This is a genomic window from Mesorhizobium sp. M2C.T.Ca.TU.002.02.1.1 (assembly GCF_003997225.1).
On sequence record NZ_RZTO01000958.1, the window covers coordinates 1 to 2,129 of the forward strand.

The following is a 2,129-nucleotide window of genomic DNA, read 5'->3' on the forward strand; positions in this document are numbered from 1 at the left end:
TTGCTACTTTGGTCGCCGCTATGCCTTCGTGGTGACGGACAAGAAAGCGGTTTCCATTTCCGCCGGCATCGATGCGGGCCAGCCCTGGCGCCGCACTTTCGGCGACAACATCACCTACACCGACTGGCAGCGCGACAACTATTTCTATGCGCTCCAGCAGCAACTGCCGGGCGCAAGACGGCTTGGCATCGAGTTCGACCACGTCAATCTCGACCTGCGCAATCTGCTGCAGGACGCCTTCCCGGGTGTTGAATTCGTCGATATCGGCGCACCGTCCATGTGGCTGCGCACCATCAAATCGGCGGAGGAGATCGCGCTGATCAAGGAAGGCGCCCGCACGGCCGACATCGGCGGCGAAGCCATCCGCAACGTCATCCGCGAAGGCGTTCCCGAATATGAGGTGGCGCTGGTGGGCACCCAGACCATGGTTCGCCACATAGCCAAGACCTTCCCCCACGCAGAGTTGATGGACACCTGGGTCTGGTTCCAGTCCGGCGTGAACACGGACGGCGCCCACAATCCGGTGACGTCCCGCAAGGTGGAGAAGGGCGATATTCTTTCGCTGAACTGCTTTCCGATGATCTCCGGCTACTACACCGCGCTGGAACGCACGCTGTTCCTTGATCATGCCAGCGACGAGCACCTGCGCATCTGGGAAATCAATTGCAAGGTGCATCGGCGCGGGCTGGAGCTGCTGCGCCCCGGGGCAAGATGCGGCGACGTTGCGACGGAGTTGAACGATATCTATCGCAGCCACGACCTGCTCGGCTACCGCTCGTTTGGCTACGGGCACTCCTTCGGCGTGCTGTCACACTACTACGGCCGCGAGGCGGGCGTCGAGCTGCGCGAGGATATCAACACCGTGCTTCAGCCTGGCATGGTGGTTTCGATGGAGCCGATGGTGACCCTGCCCGAAGGCATGCCAGGTGCCGGCGGCTACCGCGAGCACGATATCCTCGTCATCACCGAGGACGGCGCCGAGAACATCACGAAATTCCCGTTCGGCCCGGAACACAACATCGTCAAGGCCTGATGGCGATTCAAAGTGCAAGCGGGCCTCGGCTTGTGCCGAGGCCCGCTTGCATTTGTCCGGAAACGGGTGATCCTATGGGCGCAACATGCGCTCATAGTTGCGTCAGGGACCGTCGATGCGCAGCATTCCCACCGATCTGCTTCGAGCCTTCGTCACCATCATCGACCTGCGCGGCTATACGCGGGCCGGCGAGCAGCTTGGCCGCACGCAGCCCGCGATCAGCCTGCAGATGAAGAAACTGCAGGACCTTCTCGGTGTCTCGCTGTTTGCAAAGGAAGGCGGCATGCAGCTGACCGAGCAGGGTGAGCTGGTGGCCGGCTATGCCCGCCAGATCCTGGCGCTCAACGACGAGATGATGCTCAAGCTCTCCAGCCGCGAAAGCTCGGGCAAGCTGAGGCTCGGCATTCCCAACGACTATGCCGACCACTTCCTGCCCAGGCTGATGTCAAGCTTCGCTCGAGACGGTGCCGACATCACCTTCGATGTGGTCTGCGATATTTCGCACAACCTTCTGGAAGGCATGCGCAAGGGACAGTACGACATTGTCGTGGCGATGACGCCGGACGGTCCCTCCGAGGGCGCCTTCATGACCTGGAAGGAGCAGCTGGCCTGGGTCGGTGCTTCCGAGCATGGCAACATGCTCGCGGGCAACCAGGAAAAAGGCCCGCTGCGCATCGTCTGCTATCCGGAAGGCTGCCTCTACCGACGCAACATGCTGACGGCATTGCAGAGGGACGGACGCAGTTTCGAGATCGTCTACACAAGCCCCAGCCTGTCGGGCTTGGAGGCGGCGGTAGGGGCTGGTTTCGGCATGACCGTCCTTGCGCGCCGCATCGTGCCGTCCGCGCTGCGCGTCGTCGAGCCAGCGGCGCATCTGCCTCGGCTGGCCGATGTCGTGGTGGGCATATATGTCAGCGCAGACCGAAAGCGATCGGCCGTCGCGCGGAGCTTCGCGGCGCGCTTTGCCGACATGTTCGTGGCAAGCGACGCCGGCGCGCTCGCCGGCTAAGCCAAGACTTCAAAGGCGCAGCCGGCGCGGTCTGGAACGACTTTGCTCCGGCAGGAAGATGGAGCGGCGGTCCAAGGGGCGCCCGCC

At 62.9% G+C, this 2,129-nt stretch carries 2 protein-coding genes; both read left to right on the plus strand.

All coding sequences use genetic code 11. The features are described from left to right. The coding region (locus EOD07_RS31965; RefSeq protein ID WP_127238107.1) for a M24 family metallopeptidase at window positions 1-1,033 on the plus strand (1,033 nt) is incomplete at its 5' end. 115 nt (window positions 1,034-1,148) lie between these two features. After that, a complete protein-coding gene (locus EOD07_RS31970) occupies window positions 1,149-2,042 on the plus strand; it encodes a LysR family transcriptional regulator (protein WP_127238108.1) in 894 nt (297 codons plus the stop codon). Window positions 2,043-2,129: the final 87 nt, after the last annotated feature.